Annotated in this window: 15 protein-coding genes; 6 read left to right on the plus strand and 9 right to left on the minus strand. The window is 66.6% G+C overall.

Annotated elements, in window-relative coordinates; translation table 11 throughout:
• Nucleotides 1-28 precede the first annotated feature (28 nt).
• Nucleotides 29-1,642, minus strand: coding sequence for a DHA2 family efflux MFS transporter permease subunit (locus tag AC07U1_RS11340; RefSeq protein ID WP_495176452.1), 1,614 nt, complete (start codon nt 1,640-1,642; stop codon nt 29-31).
• 55 nt (nt 1,643-1,697) lie between these two features.
• Between AC07U1_RS11340 and AC07U1_RS11345 the strand changes: the two genes are divergently transcribed.
• Genes AC07U1_RS11345 through AC07U1_RS11355 form a run of 3 tightly spaced genes read left to right on the plus strand, consistent with a single transcriptional unit; the run spans nt 1,698 to nt 3,810 of the window.
• Nucleotides 1,698-2,291, plus strand: coding sequence for a TetR/AcrR family transcriptional regulator (locus tag AC07U1_RS11345; RefSeq protein WP_495176451.1), 594 nt, complete (start codon nt 1,698-1,700; stop codon nt 2,289-2,291).
• Nucleotides 2,288-2,704, plus strand: a complete 417-nt coding sequence (locus tag AC07U1_RS11350) for a PaaI family thioesterase (protein ID WP_495176450.1) — start codon at nt 2,288-2,290, stop codon at nt 2,702-2,704. Before AC07U1_RS11345 ends, AC07U1_RS11350 begins: the two co-directional genes overlap by 4 nt.
• Nucleotides 2,701-3,810 (plus strand): HlyD family secretion protein, encoded by a 1,110-nt coding sequence (locus AC07U1_RS11355; RefSeq protein ID WP_495176449.1) that lies wholly within the window; start codon nt 2,701-2,703, stop codon nt 3,808-3,810. Before AC07U1_RS11350 ends, AC07U1_RS11355 begins: the two co-directional genes overlap by 4 nt.
• Here the strand turns inward: AC07U1_RS11355 and AC07U1_RS11360 are convergent.
• The gene (locus AC07U1_RS11360; protein ID WP_495176448.1) at nt 3,807-4,730 is read right to left on the minus strand and encodes an alpha/beta fold hydrolase; all 924 of its coding nucleotides are present in this window, start codon (nt 4,728-4,730) and stop codon (nt 3,807-3,809) included. The two genes, AC07U1_RS11355 and AC07U1_RS11360, sit on opposite strands and share 4 nt — an antisense overlap.
• Nucleotides 4,731-4,816: 86 nt before the next feature.
• Complete coding sequence (locus AC07U1_RS11365) at nt 4,817-5,404, minus strand: TetR-like C-terminal domain-containing protein (RefSeq protein ID WP_495176447.1); 588 nt, start codon at nt 5,402-5,404, stop codon at nt 4,817-4,819.
• 108 nt (nt 5,405-5,512) lie between these two features.
• Between AC07U1_RS11365 and AC07U1_RS11370 the strand changes: the two genes are divergently transcribed.
• Entirely contained in the window at nt 5,513-6,100 is a 588-nt protein-coding gene (locus AC07U1_RS11370; protein WP_495176446.1) for an inner membrane-spanning protein YciB, read from the plus strand.
• 131 nt (nt 6,101-6,231) lie between these two features.
• Here the strand turns inward: AC07U1_RS11370 and AC07U1_RS11375 are convergent, their stop codons facing one another.
• On the minus strand, nt 6,232-7,479 hold the full coding sequence (locus AC07U1_RS11375; protein ID WP_492740361.1) for an aspartate kinase: 1,248 nt from the start codon (nt 7,477-7,479) through the stop codon (nt 6,232-6,234).
• A 158-nt stretch (nt 7,480-7,637) separates the two neighbouring features.
• Between AC07U1_RS11375 and ubiG the strand changes: the two genes are divergently transcribed.
• Nucleotides 7,638-8,363 (plus strand): bifunctional 2-polyprenyl-6-hydroxyphenol methylase/3-demethylubiquinol 3-O-methyltransferase UbiG, encoded by a 726-nt coding sequence (gene ubiG / locus AC07U1_RS11380; protein WP_495176445.1) that lies wholly within the window; start codon nt 7,638-7,640, stop codon nt 8,361-8,363.
• Entirely contained in the window at nt 8,360-8,953 is a 594-nt protein-coding gene (locus tag AC07U1_RS11385; RefSeq protein ID WP_495176444.1) for a YdeI/OmpD-associated family protein, read from the plus strand. Before ubiG ends, AC07U1_RS11385 begins: the two co-directional genes overlap by 4 nt.
• A 96-nt stretch (nt 8,954-9,049) precedes the next feature.
• Here the strand turns inward: AC07U1_RS11385 and AC07U1_RS11390 are convergent, their stop codons facing one another.
• The 5 genes from AC07U1_RS11390 to AC07U1_RS11410 form a co-directional block, all read right to left on the minus strand.
• Complete coding sequence (locus AC07U1_RS11390; protein WP_056346654.1) at nt 9,050-9,721, minus strand: glutathione S-transferase family protein; 672 nt, start codon at nt 9,719-9,721, stop codon at nt 9,050-9,052.
• A 71-nt stretch (nt 9,722-9,792) separates the two neighbouring features.
• Nucleotides 9,793-10,230, minus strand: a complete 438-nt coding sequence (locus AC07U1_RS11395; RefSeq protein WP_495176443.1) for a hypothetical protein — start codon at nt 10,228-10,230, stop codon at nt 9,793-9,795.
• Between the two features lie 154 nt (nt 10,231-10,384).
• Nucleotides 10,385-14,914 (minus strand): glutamate synthase large subunit, encoded by a 4,530-nt coding sequence (gltB, locus tag AC07U1_RS11400; protein ID WP_495176442.1) that lies wholly within the window; start codon nt 14,912-14,914, stop codon nt 10,385-10,387.
• A gap of 31 nt (nt 14,915-14,945) precedes the next feature.
• Nucleotides 14,946-16,106 (minus strand): DUF2059 domain-containing protein, encoded by a 1,161-nt coding sequence (locus AC07U1_RS11405; RefSeq protein WP_492740356.1) that lies wholly within the window; start codon nt 16,104-16,106, stop codon nt 14,946-14,948.
• Nucleotides 16,107-16,129: 23 nt separating this feature from the next.
• Nucleotides 16,130-17,572, minus strand: coding sequence for an NAD(P)-dependent oxidoreductase (locus tag AC07U1_RS11410; protein ID WP_495176441.1), 1,443 nt, complete (start codon nt 17,570-17,572; stop codon nt 16,130-16,132).
• Between the last annotated feature and the right edge of the window lie 111 nt (nt 17,573-17,683).

A 17,683-nucleotide genomic window follows, 5' to 3' on the forward strand; every position in this document is an offset into this window, starting at 1 on the left:
GGGGAGGATTTTATGGTCGCTCCACACTCTAATGCGCGTCGGTCGGTTTCGGGCCGCCGATCGGCGGGGGTTTGCAGAAGGGGACCATGACCAGCGCGGCGAGGAAGATATAGGACATCAGGCGGAAGACGTCGTCGAACGCCAGCGTCAGCGCGTGGCGGCCGACGAGCCGGGCCATCGTCGCGTCGGCCATCAGCGCGGCCTGCTGCGGGTCCGACACCCAGGTCCCGATATAGTGGGTCAATTGCGCGGCCGCTTGCTGCGCGCCCTGCGCCGACTGGCCGAGCGCTTCCGAAATGCGCAGCGCGTGGAGGCGCATATTGTCGCCGAGCCAGGTGTTGACGAGGGCGATGCCGATGGCGCCGCCGAGATTGCGCATCAGGTTGAACAGGCCCGAGGCGTAGCGCAGCTCGGCGCCTTCGAAATTGCCGAGCGCGAGGCCGACCGAGGGGACGATGCACAGCATGATCGCAAAGCTGCGCACGACCTGCGGCCAGAACAGCGCCGCGAAACCCCAGTCGGGGGTCATGAAGCTGAACATCCATAGCCCGAGCGCGAACAGGCTGAGTCCGAAGGTGATGATGATGCGCGGGTCGACGCGCTGCGACAGGGCCGCCGCGATTGGCACGCCGAGCAATTGCGCCAGCCCTGAGACGAACACCGTCGTCCCGATTTCGGCGGCATTATAGCCGCGCACCCGGCCGAGGAAGATCGGGACGAGATAGGTGCCGGCATAGAGGCCGAAGCCGATCACGAGGTTGAAGACGCAGGCAAAGGCGAAAGTCGGCTTGCGGAAGGGCGTGAGTTTGACGATCGGCCCATCGGAGCGGAAGGAGCGTTCGAGGAACAGCGCAAAGGCGACGAGCGACAGCCAGGCGGCGATCGCGATCGACGGCTCGCTGAACCAGTCGTGCTTCGGCCCTTCCTCGAGCACATATTCGAGCCCGGCGAGGAAAACCGCCATCGACCCCAGATGCACCCAGTCGATCCGGCGCAGCATCGACCAATCCGCCTTGTCGACGCGTACCAAGGCGAGGATCGCGATCGTGACCGCGATCCCCGGCGCGACATTGATGAAGAACACCCAGCGCCATCCCAGCGCGTCGGTGATCCAGCCGCCGACCGTCGGGCCGAGCGTGGGCGCGAGCACCGACACCATGCCGAGGATCGCGGGGATCATCGCGCGCTGCTTGCCGCTGAACAGCATATAGCCGGTTGCGAACACGGTCGGGATCATCGCGCCGCCGACGAAGCCCTGGATCGCGCGAAAGACGATCATCGATTCGATGCTCCACGCCAGCCCGCACGCCATGCTCGCGATCGTGAACAGCCCCGCCGACAGCGCGAACAGCCAGCGCGTCGACAGCGATTGGGCGAGGAAGGCGGCGAAGGGGATCATCACCAGTTCGGCCATCAGATAGGCGGTCTGCACCCAGCTGATCTCGTCGGGGCCGGCGCTGAGGCCCGCCTGGACCTCGTTCAATGAGGCGGCGACGATCTGGATGTCGATCAGCGCCATGAACTGGCCGAACGCCATCACCGCGAAGATCAGATATTTGCGCGCATTGGGCATCGCCGCCGGGTTGAACGGCGTGACGGCGGGAGCGGGGCCTGACCCGGCGGAGAGGGGAATCGATGCCATCGGGCTTGTGTCCTGCTGCCTTTATATTATATGCATCATATAAAGGAGATCGCAAGTGCGCTATTCGAGTGGGCATCGCGCCGAAACGCGCGAACGGGTGTTGAAGGAAGCGGCGAAGGAAATTCGCGCCAAGGGTCCCGACAATGTCGCGGTCGCGGGCATCATGGCGCGCGCGGGACTGACCCACGGTGGCTTTTATGCCCATTTCAAATCGAAGGATGCGCTGGTCGGCGAAGCGATCGGGACGATGTTCGCCGATGCGCGGGCACGGACCGAGCGGATCGATGCCGTCGGCGATCCGAAAGCCGTCTTGCGCGCCTATGTCGATTTCTACCTCTCCCCCGCGCATCGCGACAGCCGCGATCGGGGGTGTCCACTGCCGACGCTGTCGGGCGATTTCGCGCGGTCCGAATCCGCGACGCGCGACCGGTTCGGCGCCGGGGTGGTCGGCATAGCTTCGCGGCTTGCCGTGCCGCTGGCGACGCTCGGTTGCACCGATGCCGAGGCGGAATCGCATGCGCTGCTCGCGCAGCTTGTCGGCGGGGTCGCGCTGGCGCGCGCGGTCGGCGATCCCGCGCTCTCCGACGCGCTGCTGGCCGACACCCATGCCAGCATCGTCGCGCGCTATGGGTTGGAGGCCGCGCCATGACGCTTGCCAAGGTCCAGGAGCTGATCGCCAGCGGCGGCCGCCCGCCGATCGGGCACACGCTGGGGTTTCAGCTCGTCGATGCGGGCGAGGGCTGGGCGGCGTTCGAGGGGGTGCCGGGACCCGAACATTATAATCCGATGGGAACGGTCCATGGCGGCTATGCCGCGACCCTGCTCGATTCCGCCTGCGGGATCGCGGTGGTGACCAGGCTCGCCGACGATCAGGCGATGACGACGCTCGAACTCAAGACCAGCTATTTGAAGGCGATGACCGAGAAGACCGGCACGGTGCGCGCCGAGGGGCGGGTGATCTCGATCGGTCGCCGCGTCGCTTATGTCGAGGCGAAGCTGACCGATGCGGAGGGGCGGCTCTATGCCACCGCGACCTCGACCTTGCTGGTGATCACGCCATGAACGCGCCGACGGTGATCGAGGCCGAAGCGCCTGTCGCGAGGCGTTTCGCCTTCCCGGCAAAGGCTTGGAAGGTCGGCCTGATCGCGCTGCTGGTTGCCGCTGCGGGCATCTGGTGGCTGACCGCGCCGCGCACCGCGGAATCGACCGACAACGCCTATCTGCAGGCCGATTCGAGCACGGTGGCGCCAAAGGTCGGCGGGCTGGTCGCGGCGGTGCTGGTGCAGGATAACCAGGCGGTGAAAGCGGGCGACCCGCTCGTCCGCATCGACGCCGAGGATTATGACGCGCGGCTGCAGGCGGCGGTCGCCGCGGTCGCCGACGCCGATGCGCAGGTCGCGACGGCGCGCGCGGCGCTGGCCGCGCTTGGCGCCGACGAACGGCTTGCGGCGGCGCAGATCCGGGCGGTGGGAACGCAGATCGCCGCTGCCGACGCCGAATCGGTGCGGGCGTCTGCCGACCTCAAGCGGTACGACAGCCTGCTCGTCGACGGCTTCGTCACGCGGCGCGATGCCGACCAGGTGCGCGCGACCGCGGTCGGTGCGGTGTCGGCGGCGCAGCGCTCGCGCGCCGACCTCGGCACCAGCTACGAACAGGCGGCGGTGACCAGGGCGCGGCGCCCGGTGTTGCTCGCGCAGATCCAGGCGGCCGAGGCGGCAGCGCTGAAGGCCCGCGCCGCGCTGGCGCTGGCGCGGCAGGACAAAGGGCATGCCCTGGTCCGCGCGCCGATCGCCGGGGTGGTCGGCAACCGCCAGGTGCAGGTCGGCGACTATGTCCAGCCGGGCTCGCGGCTGCTGACCCTCGTGCCGACGCGGTCGCTCTATGTCGTCGCCAATTTCAAGGAGACCCAGACGCGCGAGATGCGGTCCGGGCAAAAGGCCGAGGTTCATGTCGATGCGCTCGGCGGCGATCCGCTGACCGGTACCGTCGAAAGCCTCGCGCCCGGTTCGGCGAGCGAGTTCACTTTGCTGCCGTTCGAGCCCGGATCGGGCAATTTCACCAAGATCGTCCAGCGCGTCGGGGTACGGATCCGGCTCGATCCGGGACAGGCGGCGCTGGCGCAATTGCGCCCCGGCCTGTCGGTGACCGCGACGGTGCGGCTGCGCTAGGGGGCGTTCAGGAAGGCGGCGACCATCTTCACGGTCGCGTCGGGCTGTTCTTCCATCAGCCAGTGCCCGGCATCGGGAATGACGCCTTCGCTGACGTCGGTGGCGGCGAAGCGCATGACGAGCGCCATCGTCGGACCGAAGGATTTGGCGCCGCCGATCCCCAGCACCGGCATCGTCAGTTTCTGGCCCTTGGCGAGCCAGGCGCGATTGTCGATGGCGTCCTGATCGAAGGCGGCGAACTGCGCGAACCCCGAATGCATGCCGCCGGGCAGCGCATAGAGCCTGGCATAATGGTCGCGCGAGGCTTCGTCGAACCGCTTGGGATCGGCCGAAAACTCGTTCCAGAAGCGGTCGAGATAGATGCGTTCGCGCCCGGCGACGAGCCGTTCCATGTCGGGGCCGCCGAAGCGGAAATGCCAGAGCAGCGGGTTCTTCAATATTTCGTCCCACGGCCCGACCCCGGGGACCGGCGCGTCGAGCAGCGCGAAGCGGGTGACGCGATCGGGCTGCTGCGTCGCGAGCGCGAAGCCGACCATATTGCCGATGTCGTGGGTGACCAGCGCGAACTTGCCGATCTTGAGGCTGTCGAGCACGGCGGCGATATCGCGGCCCTGTGTCGCCTTGTCATAACCGCCGTCGGGATGCGCCGACAGCCCCATGCCGCGCAGGTCGGGAACGACGACGGTATGATCCTTCATCAGCGCGGCGGCGAGCGGCGCCCACATGTCGCCTGTCTCGCCATAGCCGTGGAGCAGGACGACCGCGGGTCCCTTGCCGCCGACACGGACATGCAGCGTCGTGCCATTGGCCGCGATCTCGTGCGTCGTGAAGGCGGTCGGGAAGGGCGGAACCTGCGCGGCTGCGGGAACGGCGGTCAGCGTGAGCGCCAATGCCGCCAAGAAACTGCCGGGAAATCTCATTGCCCTTGCCCCTCCGTCGACGGAAGCGAGTGCACCGCCTCTGCGGGCGAGCATGCGCCCGATGCCGGGCCCGCGCAAGGCCGGCCTCAGCCCTTCAGCATGTCGTCGAGCAATGCGAGCGCATCGTCGCGCGGGGCGCCCGCGTCGAGCAGCGGGTTGAGGCGATCGTCGAGGAGCAGGATCGCATAGCCATGGACCATGCTCCACGCCCGCGCCGCATGGGCGCGGGTAGCGCGCGCGACGTCGGGATCGCCTTCGTGGGTGGCGGCGACCGACCCGGTCAGTGTGCCGAAGGCGCGCTCCATCGCGGCGTTCAGCGCCGGGCGCGATCTGTCGAGGCGTTCGCCGCGGAACATCAGCTGGAACAGCCCGGGCTCGGCGAGCGCGAATTCGACATAGGCGCGGCCGATCGCGTTGAGCTTGTCGGCGGGCGCGGTTTGCGCGGCGGCGGCGGCCTGCATGCGATCGGCGAAGCGTGTGAAGCCGATCGCTGCGAGTTCGCTGAGCAGGCCGGTCAGATCGTCGAAATGATTTTTGGGAGCGGCGTGCGAGGCACCGACCTCGCGCGCGACCCCGCGCAGGGTGAGGCCGGCGACGCCGTCGCGGTTCACGATTGCCTCCGCCGCCGCGAGCAGCGCCGCGCGCAGGTCGCCGTGATGATAGGGTTTGGTCATTGGAACCGATTAGCGCGTCAATGTTGACGCTGTCAATTTATGCTTGACTTGCGTGTGGCATCGCCTCAATATTGACAGTGGAAATATTGAGGCGAAAGGGACTGGCGGATGAAAACCTTGCTTTACGCTCTCGGACCGATGCTGTTCGACTCGCTCGGCGTGCTCGTCTTTGCGGTGCTGCTTGTCGCTGGCGCGGATATTATGGTTGCAACGATCGCGGGCACCATCGTGGCGCTTGCGGTGGTCGGTTACGAACTGGCGCGCGGCAAGAAGGTCGCGGCGCTGCAGTGGATCAGCCTCGCGTCGGTGCTCCTCACCGCTGCGGCGACGCTCTTCACCGGCGACCCGCGTTTCGTGATGGCAAAGCCCACGATCGTCTATCTGGTCGTCGGGACGGTGATGCTGCGCCGCGGCTGGCTCAACCGCTATATCCTGCCTGAACAGCTGGCACTGGTCGGCGATGTCATGGACCGGTTCGGGATGATCTGGGCGGCGCTGATGTTCCTGAGCGCGGGCCTCAACCTGATCATCGCGGTCTTCTTCACCGCCTGGTGGCCGCTGTTCATCGGGATATTTCCGCTGGCGTCGAAATTCGGCCTGTTCGCGGTCCACATCGCTGTGGTGCATTTCATCGGCCAGGCGCGGCTGCGGCGGATGGCGGGGGATGAGGCATCGATAGCGGTCGCTGCCGAGTAGGCTTGCGATGGTGCCTAAAGCCCACCCCGTCATCCCGGCGAAGGCCGGGATCTCAACGGTGCATCGAAACGCGACGGTGAGATCCCGGCCTTCGCCGGGATGACCGTCAAAAATAGGGTCTTGGGCAATCTCTAGTCGGCGTCGAGCCCGTAGGCGGTGTGCAGCACGCGCACCGCGAGTTCGGTTTCGTCCTCGTCGATCAGCACGCTGACCTTGATCTCGCTGGTCGAGATCGCCTGGATGTTGATGCCGCGGTCGGCGAGGGCGCGGAACATCGTGCTGGCGACGCCCGCATGGCTCTTCATGCCGACGCCGACGACGCTGATCTTGGCGACCTTGTCGTCGCTGATGATGCGGTTGAAGCCGATCTTGTCCTTCGACGCTTCGAGCAGGTCGATCGAGCGGAGGAGGTCGGTGCCGGGCACGGTGAAGGTCACGTCGGTTTCGCCCTTTTCGCGGCCGACGTTCTGGATGATCATGTCGACGTTGATCCCGGCGGCGGCGAGCGGGCCGAAGATGTTGGCGACCGCGCCCGGCTTGTCGGGCACGCGGGTGACGATGATCTTCGCTTCATTCTTATCGTGGGCGATGCCGGTGATCAGCTGCCGTTCCATCTGATGTTCCTCTATTTCCTGGTCGCTGACGATCATCGTGCCTTTTTTGGGCGCTTCGTCGCCTTCGACGAAGCTCGACAGCACCTGCACGCGCACGCCCATCTTCATCGCGAGCCCGACCGAGCGCGTCTGGAGCACCTTGGCGCCGACGCTCGCGAGTTCGAGCATTTCCTCATAGGTCACATAATCGAGCTTGCGCGCGCGCGCGACGATGCGCGGGTCGGTGGTATAGACCCCGTCGACGTCGGTGTAGATGTCGCAGCGATCGGCCTTGAGCGCCGCGGCGACCGCGACCGCGCTGGTGTCCGAGCCACCACGGCCGAGCGTCGAGATGCGGCCGTCGTCCATCATGCCCTGGAAGCCCGGGATCACCGCGACCTCGCCGCGCGCCATCGCGGCGCCGAGTGCGCCGGTGTCGATATCGATGATGCGCGCGCGGGCATGCGCTTCCTCGGTGCGGATCGGCAATTGCCAGCCGAGCCAGCTGCGCGCCGGGGTGCCCATCGCCTGCAGCGTCAGTGCGAGCAGGCCCGAGGTCACCTGTTCGCCCGCCGCGACGACGACGTCATATTCGGCGGGGTCGTAGCGCGGGTTCGCCTCGCGGCAGAAATTGACGAGGCGGTCGGTTTCGCCGGCCATGGCGGAAACGACGACGGCGACCTCGTTGCCGTTGGCGACTTCGCGCGCGACGAGCTTCGCCACGGTGCGAATTCGTTCGGTGCCCGCCATCGACGTGCCCCCGAATTTCATCACGATCCGCGCCATCTCGCCCCGCTTTCAAGAAACTGGTTTCCACCGCAACATTCGTACAATTTTGCGGCGCTCGGCTGTTAGGGAAGGGGGCGGGGGAAGGCAAGACCGGCAACGCACACGGCGGATAGAATTTCTTGCGCCGGTGATGCCCCGGTGCCACATCAACGGCCATGAGCACCGCCACGATCAACCCGAACGAAGCCGCGCATTTCGGGGCGCTCGCCGCCGACTGGTGGGACCCGCATGGGTCGTCGGCGATGCTGCATAAACTGAACCCGGTGCGGCTGTCCTATATCCGCAGCCAGATCGACGCGCATTGGCACGGCGACACGCGCGAGCGGCGCCCGCTTTTCGGCAAAAGCGCGCTCGACGTCGGGTGCGGCGCCGGGCTGCTCGCCGAACCGCTGGCGCGGATGGGCGCCGGAGTGACGGGGGTCGACGCGGCACCCGAAAATATCGCGGCGGCGCAGGAGCATGCGGCGGGGCAGGGATTGGCGATCCGCTATTTTGCGGGCGAACTGGCGGCGTTGCCGGCGGCGACCTTCGATCTCGTTACCTCGATGGAGGTCGTCGAGCATGTCACCGACCCGGCGGCATTTATCGGCGAACTGGCGGCGCGGCTCGCGCCCGGCGGGCTGATGATCCTGTCGACCCCGAACCGGACGATGCTGTCGAAACTGCTGCTTGTCGAGGCGGCCGAACGCGTCGGCGCGGTGCCGCGCGGGACGCACGACTGGGACCAGTTCCTGAAGCCCGAGGAATTGACGAAACTGATGGAAGGCGCGGGGCTGGAGGTCATCGACCGGACCGGGCTGTCGCCGTCGGCGGCGAAAGGCTTCAAGCTCGGCGGCAGCGAGGCGCTCAATTACCTCGTCACCGCGCGGTGGCCGGGATGAACCGCGACCCGCGCGTCGATGCCTATATCGCCGCGCGGCAGCCTTTCGCGCAGCCGATCCTGATCCATTTGCGCGAACTGGTGCACGCGCACGTGCCCGGCGCCGAAGAAACGCTGAAATGGGGTGTGCCGCATTTCACGCTGGGCGGACAGAACCTCGCGGGCATGGCGGCGTTCAAGGGCCATGCGACCTTCGGTTTCTGGCGCGACGAAGAGGTCACCGGATCGTCGCGCGATACCGATGCGATGGGGAGCATGGGACGGCTGGCGACGCTGGCCGACCTGCCGTCGGACGAGGTGATGGCGGCCTATATCGCCAAGGCGGCGGCGCTATGCGTCGAGGGCAAGCCCAAGCGTCCGGCGCCGAAACCCAAGGCGGCGCTCGACCTGCCCGACGACCTTGGCGCAGCGCTGGGGGCCAATGCCGCGGCGCAGGGGCATTGGGATGCCTTTTCGCCGGGCAAGCGCCGCGACTATATCGAATGGGTGCTTGAGGCGAAGCGCGAGGAAACGCGCATCAAGCGCATCGAAACGATCGTCGCGCAGGTCGCCCAGGGCAAGGACCGCAACTGGAAATATAAGAGCTGCTGAGTTCGTGTTCCCCGGCGAAAGCCGGGGCCCGGATCGCGCAGCGCTACATGGCATGGACCCCGGCTTTCGCCGGGGAACACCGACGTCCTCGCCGCGTCAGAAGTCCACATCCTCATAATATTTCGGCGGCGTCACGATTTCCATCCGCTCCGCCAGCAGGGGGCGGAACGAGGGGCGGGATTTCAGCCCTGAATACCATCCCTTCGTCTGCTCATGCCCGGTCCAGTCGATACCGCCAAGATAGTCGGCGACCGAGATATGCGCGGCGGCGGTGAGGTCGGCGAGGCTCATCGTCGCGCCGGCGAGCCAGGTGCGGTGGTCGATGAGATAATCGACATAATCGAGATGCTGGTTCGCCGCCTTCATCGCCTCGCGCAGCGCGCCGCCGTCGGGGGGCTGGCGGTGGACGATGCGTTTCTGCATCCGTTCGAACAGCAAAGGTCCGGTGACCTCATAATAGAAATCCTGGTCGAACCAGGCCGAGAGGCGGCGGATTTCGGCGCGATTGGCGGCGGTGCCGTTGATCATCGCCTTGCCCTCGACCGTTTCCTCGAAATATTCGGCGATCGCCATGCTGTCGATCAGCACCTGCCCGCGGGCGGCGTCGACCATGACCGGGGTCCGCCCGGCCGGATTCAGGTCGATGAATTCGTCGCGGCGCTCCCATGGCGATTCGCGCACCAGATCGTAGCCGACGCCCTTTTCACCGAGCAGCAGGCGGATTTTGCGCGAAAAGGGGCAGAGCGGATATTGGTAAAGTTGCCACATGGCGTGGGCATAGCGGCAGGGGGGCGCGGCGCGCAACGGCTATGGTGCGTTGCGGCGCCGCAGGCTGTGGATCAGCGGCGCGCGGCGTCGCGTTCGCGTTGCCATTGCGCCGCGAGATCGCGCGCCATATCCTTGAGAACCGGGGCATAAGCAGCAGCGGTCGTCGCGAGCTGGCCCGCCATGCGCGAGGTGGCGCGGACGTCGTCGCCCATGCGCTTGCCGGCGTCGGGGTTGCTGCCCGTAACCTCGCCCAAAGTTGCATCATGGGGAATATAAGCTGCGTCCGACTCCGGATCGACGCGCGCGATCGCCTCGGCGAGGGGGCCGATGTTGGTGCGCATCAGCGCATCGACGAGGATCGTCACAGTGTCGGCCATGCGGTCAGCTTCGGCAGGATCGGTCAGCGTCGCGGCGGTATCGCGCACATCGGCGGCCTGCGCCGGAAGCGGCGCGGCGATGGCGAGCAGGGGGAGGGCGGCCAGGGCGAGTTTGGGGGTCCAGCGGGTCATCGGCATCTTCCTTTCCGGGAAGGGTGCGGGGTCAGCGAAAGCGCGGTGTATGGGGACACAACGCTTTCGCTGGGCTGAACATGGCGGGGGATGCGGTGGGATGAGACGGCGATGCGACAAAACGTCGCCCCCGCATAGGCGGGGGCGACGGACTCTACTCCGCCGCCACGACCGCCATTTCCTCGTCGCGCAGGGGGTGCGACAGGCGGCCGACCATTTCCTTGGGACACACCTGCCAGAATTGGCCGAGCCAGCGGTCCCAGTCGGCGAGCACCTCGTTCGACCATTTGCTGCCGGTGGCCTTGGCATGATCCTCGACCAGCGCCCTGAGCACGCCTTCCCAATGGCGGCTTTCGATGCGCTGCCAGACGATCGATTCGGGGTTGGCGCGGCGTTCGAAATGGTCGTCGGCGTCGAGCACGAAGGCCATGCCGCCGGTCATCCCGGCGCCGAAGTTGGAGCCTACGGTGCCGAGGATCACCGCGATGCCGCCGGTCATATATTCGAGGCCGTTGGCGCCGCAGCCCTCGACGACCACGTTAGCGCCCGAGTTGCGCACCGCGAAGCGTTCGCCCGCCTGCCCCGCCGCGAGCAGGGTGCCTGCGGTCGCGCCATAGAGGACGGTGTTGCCGACGATCGTGTTGTGCTGGCTGACCAGCGGGCTCGACACGGTCGGGCGCACGATGATGCGGCCGCCCGACAGGCCCTTGCCGACATAGTCGTTGGCGTCGCCGAACACTTCGAGGCTGATGCCCTGGCACAGGAAGGCGCCGAGCGACTGGCCCGCGGTGCCGCGCAGGCGGACCTGGACATGATTGTCGGCGAGACCCTTCATCCCGAAGCGCGCGGTGACTTCGGCCGACAGGCGGGTGCCGACCGCGCGGTGGGTGTTGCGGACATTGTACGTCAGCTGCATCCGCTCGCCGCGCTCGAACAAGGGCTTGGCGTCGCTCAATATCTGCGCGTCGAGGCTGTCGGGCACCGGGTTGCGGAGCAGGCCGTGCGAGCGGCGCTCGTTGTCGGGGGCGTCGACCTTGGCGAGGATCGGGTTGAGGTCGAGGTCGTCGAGATGTTCGGCGCCGCGGCTGACCTGACGCAGCAATTCGGTGCGGCCGATCACCTCGTCGAGGCTGCGGTAACCGAGCTTGGCGAGGATTTCGCGCACTTCCTCGGCGATGAATGTCATCAGGTTGATGACCTTCTCGGGGCTGCCGGTGAACTTGGCGCGCATCTTTTCGTCCTGCGTGCAGACGCCGACGGGGCAGGTGTTGCTGTGGCACTGGCGCACCATGATGCAGCCCATGGCGACGAGGCTGAGCGTCCCGATGCCATATTCCTCGGCGCCGAGGATCGCGGCGATGACGATGTCGCGCCCGGTCTTGAGCCCGCCGTCGGTGCGCAGACGGATGCGGTGGCGCAGCCCGTTGAGGGTGAGGACCTGGTTGACTTCGCTGAGGCCCATTTCCCACGGGGTGCCGGCGTATTTGACGCTGGTCTGGGGCGAGGCGCCGGTGCCGCCGGTGTTGCCCGAGACGAGGATGACGTCGGCGTGCGCCTTGGCGACACCCGCGGCAACCGTGCCGATGCCGGCGCTGGAGACGAGCTTCACGCAGACCCGCGCGCGCGGGTTGATCTGCTTGAGGTCGTAGATCAGCTGCGCCAGATCCTCGATCGAATAGATGTCATGGTGCGGCGGCGGCGAGATCAGCATCACGCCCGGGGTCGAGTGGCGCAGCCGGGCGATGAATTCGGTGACCTTGAAGCCGGGCAGCTGGCCGCCCTCGCCGGGCTTCGCGCCCTGTGCGACCTTGATCTCGATCTCGTCGCAGGCGCCGAGATATTCGGCGGTGACGCCGAAGCGGCCGCTGGCGATCTGCTTGATGTTGCTGTTGGCATTGTCGCCATTGGCATAGGGTTGGTAGCGTTCGCTCGCTTCGCCGCCTTCGCCCGACACGGCTTTCGCGCCGATGCGGTTCATCGCGATCGCCAGCGTTTCATGCGCCTCGGGCGACAGCGCGCCGAGCGACATGCCGGGGGTGACGAAGCGCTTGCGGATTTCGGTGATCGCCTCGACGCTGTCGAGCGCGACGCCCTGCGCCGGATAGTTGAACTCCATCAGGTCGCGCAGATAGACCGGCGGCAGGTCGGCGACGCCGCGCGCGAACTGGAGATAGGTCGAGTAGCTGTCGGTCGCGACCGCGGTCTGCAGCAGATGCATCAGCTGCGCCGAATAGGCGTGGGTCTCGCCGCCGGCGCGCTGGCGATAGAAGCCGCCGATCGGCAGGGTGGTGACGCGCTTGTCATACGCCGCCTCATGCTTCTCGGTCGCGTTGATGAAGAGCGATTGATAGCCTTCGCCCGAGATCTTCGCAGGCATACCCGGGAAGAGGTCGTTGACGAGCGCGCGGCTGAGCCCGACGGCCTCGAAATTATAGCCGCCGCGATAGGAGGAGATCACCGCGATCCCCATCTTGGCGAGGATCTTGAGCAGCCCGTCGTCGATCGCCTTGCGGAACCGCTTCAGGCAGTCGTCGAGCGCCAGTTCGCTGCCGAACAGTCCGCGCGCCTGGCGATCGGCGATCGCGGCTTCGGACAGATAGGCCTGCACGGTGGTCGCGCCGACGCCGATCAGCACCGCGAAGGCATGGGTGTCGAGCACCTCGGCCGAGCGGACGTTGATCGAGGCGTAGCTGCGCAGCCCCTTGCGAACGAGGTGGGTGTGGACCGCGGCGGCGGCGAGCACCATCGCGATGCCGACGCGGCCTTCGCCGAGCTTTTCGTCGCTCAGGAACAATTCGCTGCGCCCGGCGCGCACCGCATCCTCGGCCTCGCGGCGGACGCGTGCGATCGCTTCGCGCAAGGTCGAGGCATCGCCGCCGACCTTGAAGGTGCAATCGATATCGGCGACCGCATCGCCGAAATAGGCGCGCAGCCGGTCCCAGTCGTCGCCGACCAGCACGGGGCTGTCGATGACGAGGACATGATCGCTCTGGCCCTTTTCATCGAGGATGTTGGCGAGGTTGGCGAAGCGCGTCTTGAGGCTCATCACATGCCGTTCGCGCAGGGAGTCGATCGGCGGGTTGGTGACCTGGCTGAAATTCTGGCGGAAGAATTGCGCGACGTGGCGTGGTTTGTCCGAGATGACCGCGAGCGGGGTGTCGTCGCCCATCGATCCGATGGCTTCCTTGGCATCCTCGACCATCGGCGACAGGATGAGCTCCATATCCTCCATCGTCAGCCCGGCGGCGACCTGGCGCCGCAAAAGCTCGCTGCGGTCGAAGGCGGGCAGGGTCGATTTGCCGCCCCTGGGCAGGTCGGCCATGCTGCGGAAACCCTTGACCCGCGACGCATAGTCGTGCGCGCCGGCGATCTTGTCCTTGATCGCCCGGTCTTCGTAGAGCGTGCCTTCGTCGAGATCGACCGCGATCATCTGGCCGGGGCCGAGGCGGCCCTTCTTGCGGATGCTCGCCTCGGGCAGCAGCACCATCCCGCTTTCGGAGCCGACGACGAGCAGATTGTCGACGGTGAGCGTGTAGCGCAGCGGGCGCAGCGCGTTGCGGTCCATGCCGGCGACCGCCCAGCGGCCGTCGGTCATCGCGAGCGCGGCGGGGCCGTCCCACGGCTCCATCACGCTGGCGAGATAGGAGTACATCGCGCGGTGGGTATCGGGCACCTCGGCATCGTCACCCCAGGCTTCGGGGACGAGGATCAGCTTGGTCGTCGGCGCGTCGCGGCCGGCGCGGCACAAAGCCTCGAACACCGCGTCGAGCGCGGCGGTGTCCGACGCCCCCGCGGGGATGACCGGTTTGATGTCTTCCGAATGCTCGCCGAAGGCGAGGCTCGCCATCTTGATCTCGTGGCTCTTCATCCAGTTCTTGTTGCCGCGGATCGTGTTGATCTCGCCATTGTGGGCGAGGCAGCGGAAGGGCTGGGCCAGCCACCATTGCGGGAAGGTGTTGGTCGAATAGCGCTGGTGGAAGATCGCCACCCGGCTTTCGAACAATTTGTTCGTCAGGTCGGGATAGAAATCGGCGAGGCTCTCGGCGAGGAACAGCCCCTTGTAGATGATCGAACGCGCCGACAGGCTGCAGATGTAGAAATCGGCGATCTGCGCCGCGACGACCTTTTTCTCGATCCGGCGGCGGACGAGGTAGAGGCGCTTTTCGAACTCGGCGAGCGACTGCGCGTCGGGAAGCGGCCCGGCGATCATGATCTGCTCGATCTCGGGCCGCGTGCGCTGCGCCTTGTCGCCGATCACCGACACGTCGACCGGCACCTGGCGCCAGCCATAGATGGTGTAGCCTGCGTCGATGATCTCGGATTCGACGATGGTGCGGCAATGTTCCTGCGCATCGAGGTCGGTGCGCGGCAGGAAGATCATCCCGACCGCGAGCCGATTGGGCAGCGCCTTGTGCCCCGACGCGGCGATCGCATCGTCGAAGAAACGCACCGGCAGGTCGACGTGGATGCCCGCGCCGTCGCCCGTCTTGCCATCGGCATCGACCGCGCCGCGATGCCACACCGCCCGCAGCGCCTCGATCGCCGCCTCGACGACGCGGCGCGAGGCCTTGCCGTCGGTCGCGGCGACCATGCCGACGCCGCAGGCGTCGGATTCCATGTCGGGGCGGTACATGCCCTCGGCTTCGAGCCGGGCATGTTCGGGAGTGGGATAGTGGGTCATCATGCAGTCCTGACGGTGTCTTGTTTTGTGGCGCCTATTCGGCGGTGTCGGGCAGGCCGAGCTTCTTGCGGGCGTTGGCAGCGGCGGCGGCCTCGGCTTCATAGGCGGCCGAGGTCGCTTCGCTGACCGCAGTTTCGAGCGCCTCGACCTTTTCGCGATCGGCGTCGGACCAGTTGCTGCGGTCGTAGCCGGCGTCGAAGTCGCCCGCGGCGTCGACCGCCGCAGCGGCGGCATCGGCAGCGGCCTCGACGGCAGTGTCGTCATAGGCCGCGGCATCGGTCGCCTCCATCGCCGCATCGTCGACCGATTTGTAAAGGTCACGCTGGTCCTTGAGCGTCTGGACATCGACCTTCATCAGCCCGGCCAGCCTGGTGAGGTCGGCGTCGCTGAGGTCGGCCATCTGCCGCTCTTTCGGCAGGTCCTTGAACTTGCCTTCCAGTTCGGGAGCACGGTCGATCCACTTGTTCGCCATCGGCGGCACCGATTTGATGATGGCGAGGATGATTTCGGGGTCGGCCTGAAGCGCCATCCATTCGCTGGCATAGGCGCTGCCCGCCGGGGTCGCGAAAAAGGCGTTCATCTGGTTCAACTGGTCGGCGCTGAACTTGCGGGCAAAGGCGTTCGCCATGCCTTCGCGCATCGGGACTTCGAGGTCGCGGAGCACTTCGCTGATCAGCGGCTTGACGTTGGTCATGATCTGCTCTTCGCGCGCCTTGCGGTTCGGGTCGAAGATGTCGGCGATCTTTTCCTTGGTCACGTCGTCGAGCGCCGAAATCTTGTCGGCTTCCACGCCGGTCTTGTACGACAGCATGATGTCGGACATGCCGCCAAGCTCGCCCATCAGGCCGCGGAACAGTTTGCCGTAAAGATTGTCCATCATCTTTTCGAGGCTGCCCGTCGGAACGAGCGCACCCGTCGTCTTTTGGGCGATGGCCAGCTGCGCGGGAGCGATCGGCGGCAATTTGTCGGTGCCGAAGATCTTTTCGACCATTGCGATGGCCTGATCCATTTCCTTCTGCATCTTGGCCTTGGTCTGCGCGAGGCCTTCGGGCGAGGAGGGATCGACATAATCATCGGCCGGCACGTCGACCGCGATCACTTCGGCGGCCGGCGCTTCCTTGGGCGCGGCGGCGTGGGCGGTCAGCGGCGCAAAAGCGATCGTGCCGGCGAGCAGCATGGATTTCCAGGTCGACATAATGTGATTCCTTCCCCTGATGGTCATGCCGCCTTCATTTCGCTTTCCGCGCGGACTTTCAACCATTTCGCCATCTGGTCGCTGACATCGCGGCCGTCGCGGATGCCCCAGACGACGAGGCTGGCGCCGCGCACGATGTCGCCGGCGGCGAAAACGCCGGGCAGGCTGGTCATCATCGTCTGATGATCGACGCGCAAAGTGCCCCAGCGGGTGACGCTGAGGTCGGGCGCGCCGAACAGATGCGGCAGTTCCTCGGGATCGAAGCCGAGCGCCTTGATCACCATGTCGGCGGGGATGTCGAACCGGCGGCCGGGATCGGCCTCGGGGCTGCGGCGACCGCTGGCGTCGGGGGCGCCGAGGCGCATGCCCGCGACCGCGACCTCTTTGACCGCCTTGTCGGCGGCGAAGCTTTCGGGGGCCGAGAGCCAGACGAACTCGACGCCTTCCTCCTCGGCATTGGCGACCTCGCGCTGCGACCCCGGCATATTCTCGCGGTCGCGGCGATAGAGGCATTTGACCGACTTCGCGCCCTGACGCACCGCGGTGCGGACGCAATCCATCGCGGTGTCGCCGCCACCGATGACGACGACATGCTTGCCCTGCGCATTCAGGCTGCCGTCGTCGAACGCGGGAACCGCGTCGCCGAAGCCCTTGCGGTTCGAGGCGACGAGATAGTCGAGCGCGGCGATGACGCCCGCGGCTTCGTTGCCGGGGACCGCGATCTCGCGCGCCTTGTAGACCCCGGTGGCGATCAGGATCGCGTCATGTTTCCGGCGCAGTTCGTCGAGCGTCGCGTCGGCGCCGACCTCGAACCCCAGATGGAAATGGATGCCGCCGGCTTCGAGCCGCTCGATGCGGCGCATCACGACATCCTTTTCGAGCTTGAAGCCCGGGATGCCATAGGTCAGCAGTCCGCCGGCGCGATCGTGGCGGTCATAAACATGAACCTCGTGCCCCGCGACGCGCAGATATTCGGCGGCGGTGAGGCCCGCGGGGCCGGCGCCGACGATGCCGACCGACTGGCCGGTGGGCTTGCCGGGATGCACGGGTTCGACCCAACCCTCGGCCCAGGCGGTGTCGGTGATATATTTCTCGACGCTGCCGATCGTCACCGCGCCATGGCCCGAAAATTCGATGACGCAATTGCCTTCGCACAACCGGTCCTGCGGGCAGATGCGGCCGCAGATCTCGGGCATCGTCGAGGTCGCGTTGCTGAGTTCATAGGCCTCGCGCAGCCGCCCCTCGGCGGTCAGGCGCAGCCAGTCGGGGATATGGTTGTGCAGCGGGCAATGCACCGAGCAATAGGGCACCCCGCACTGCGAACAGCGCGCGGCCTGCGCATCGGCGTCGGGCGCGGCATAGCGCTCGGCGATTTCGCGGAAATCCCGCGCGCGCTCTTCGGCCGAGCGCTTGTCGGGATAGGATTGTTCACGCCCCACAAACTGGAGCATGCGATCGGCAGCCATGCAATTTCCCCTTCGTTGCGGGGCGATTGCATCGTCAAATGCCCCATGTCACGCAAGAAATGCACGATAGGGAAGCATTGCTGACCTAAATATCGAACTTGTCGAGCAGAA

It is taken from the genome of Sphingopyxis sp. GW821-FHT02C12 (genome assembly GCF_059421785.1).

Coding starts and splice junctions, on each gene's coding strand:
- AC07U1_RS11340 (WP_495176452.1), bottom strand. CDS start 1,642: ATGGCATCGATTCCCCTCTCCGCCGGGTCAGGCCCCGCTCCCGCCGTC.
- AC07U1_RS11350 (WP_495176450.1), top strand. CDS start 2,288: ATGACGCTTGCCAAGGTCCAGGAGCTGATCGCCAGCGGCGGCCGCCCG.
- AC07U1_RS11355 (WP_495176449.1), top strand. CDS start 2,701: ATGAACGCGCCGACGGTGATCGAGGCCGAAGCGCCTGTCGCGAGGCGT.
- AC07U1_RS11360 (WP_495176448.1), bottom strand. CDS start 4,730: ATGAGATTTCCCGGCAGTTTCTTGGCGGCATTGGCGCTCACGCTGACC.
- AC07U1_RS11365 (WP_495176447.1), bottom strand. CDS start 5,404: ATGACCAAACCCTATCATCACGGCGACCTGCGCGCGGCGCTGCTCGCG.
- AC07U1_RS11370 (WP_495176446.1), top strand. CDS start 5,513: ATGAAAACCTTGCTTTACGCTCTCGGACCGATGCTGTTCGACTCGCTC.
- AC07U1_RS11375 (WP_492740361.1), bottom strand. CDS start 7,479: ATGGCGCGGATCGTGATGAAATTCGGGGGCACGTCGATGGCGGGCACC.
- ubiG (WP_495176445.1), top strand. CDS start 7,638: ATGAGCACCGCCACGATCAACCCGAACGAAGCCGCGCATTTCGGGGCG.
- AC07U1_RS11385 (WP_495176444.1), top strand. CDS start 8,360: ATGAACCGCGACCCGCGCGTCGATGCCTATATCGCCGCGCGGCAGCCT.
- AC07U1_RS11390 (WP_056346654.1), bottom strand. CDS start 9,721: ATGTGGCAACTTTACCAATATCCGCTCTGCCCCTTTTCGCGCAAAATC.
- AC07U1_RS11395 (WP_495176443.1), bottom strand. CDS start 10,230: ATGACCCGCTGGACCCCCAAACTCGCCCTGGCCGCCCTCCCCCTGCTC.
- gltB (WP_495176442.1), bottom strand. CDS start 14,914: ATGATGACCCACTATCCCACTCCCGAACATGCCCGGCTCGAAGCCGAG.
- AC07U1_RS11405 (WP_492740356.1), bottom strand. CDS start 16,106: ATGTCGACCTGGAAATCCATGCTGCTCGCCGGCACGATCGCTTTTGCG.
- AC07U1_RS11410 (WP_495176441.1), bottom strand. CDS start 17,572: ATGGCTGCCGATCGCATGCTCCAGTTTGTGGGGCGTGAACAATCCTAT.